Raw genomic sequence first — 822 nt, 5'->3', positions numbered from 1 at the left:
CCACTTTGTGGTTCATGACTGGGGTGAAGTCGTAACAAGGTAGCGCTAGGGGAACCTGGCGCTGGATCACCTCCTTAAACGATGATTATTGCGATGAGTGTTCACACAGATTGATACGGTTTATGAAGTTTAAGAGATAGAACATCCCCCAAGATGTTCACTTAGTGTCCCGTTCGTCTAGAGGCCTAGGACACCGCCCTTTCACGGCGGTAACAGGGGTTCGACTCCCCTACGGGATACCATTGGGTCGTTAGCTCAGTTGGTAGAGCAGTTGACTTTTAATCAATTGGTCGCAGGTTCGAATCCTGCACGACCCACCATTTCCTTCCACGGAAATCAAAACAATGTGGGCGATTAGCTCAGTTGGGAGAGCACCTGCCTTACAAGCAGGGGGTCACTGGTTCGAGCCCGGTATCGCCCACCATTCTCTAAGTATTTTTGGAATAAAACGTCCAAACCAGAACAAGCAATTGATACTGGTTGGTATTTTTGACTCTGAAAGTCTTTAGAAAATGTAACTTCCTTGTGAAGCAACATAGCTCTTTAACAATTTGGAAAGCTGACAAAACAATCTTTTAAGATTGTTTGTAAAGTTCTCAATGTTTGTCTTTATGACAAACACCAAAAAACACATTCAAGTGTTCTTGGGAATATCACTTTTACAGTGATTATTCGAAATTGAGTCCGGCAAAATCGAATGTCTCTCGCTCATTCAAATAATGAGAGACAACTTTGGTGACTTGTTCATCAACTCGAAACTCCTTCGGGTTGTATGGTTAAGTGACTAAGCGTACACGGTGGATGCCTTGGCAGTCAGAGGCG

At 44.2% G+C, this 822-nt stretch carries 3 tRNA genes and 1 rRNA gene; all 4 read left to right on the top strand.

Annotated features, from left to right (window positions below):
• Positions 1-77 (top strand): 16S ribosomal RNA (locus tag R8N49_RS26200); the annotation flags it as partial.
• Between the two features lie 89 nt (positions 78-166).
• Positions 167-242, top strand: a tRNA-Glu gene (locus R8N49_RS26195).
• A 2-nt stretch (positions 243-244) separates the two neighbouring features.
• Positions 245-320, top strand: a tRNA-Lys gene (locus R8N49_RS26190).
• Between the two features lie 28 nt (positions 321-348).
• Positions 349-424, top strand: a tRNA-Val gene (locus R8N49_RS26185).
• Positions 425-822: the final 398 nt, after the last annotated feature.

It is taken from the genome of Vibrio sp. 1978, from assembly GCF_033344345.1.
Note: the sequence above shows the minus strand (reverse complement) of the source record. Positions and strands in the feature narration are given on the sequence as shown.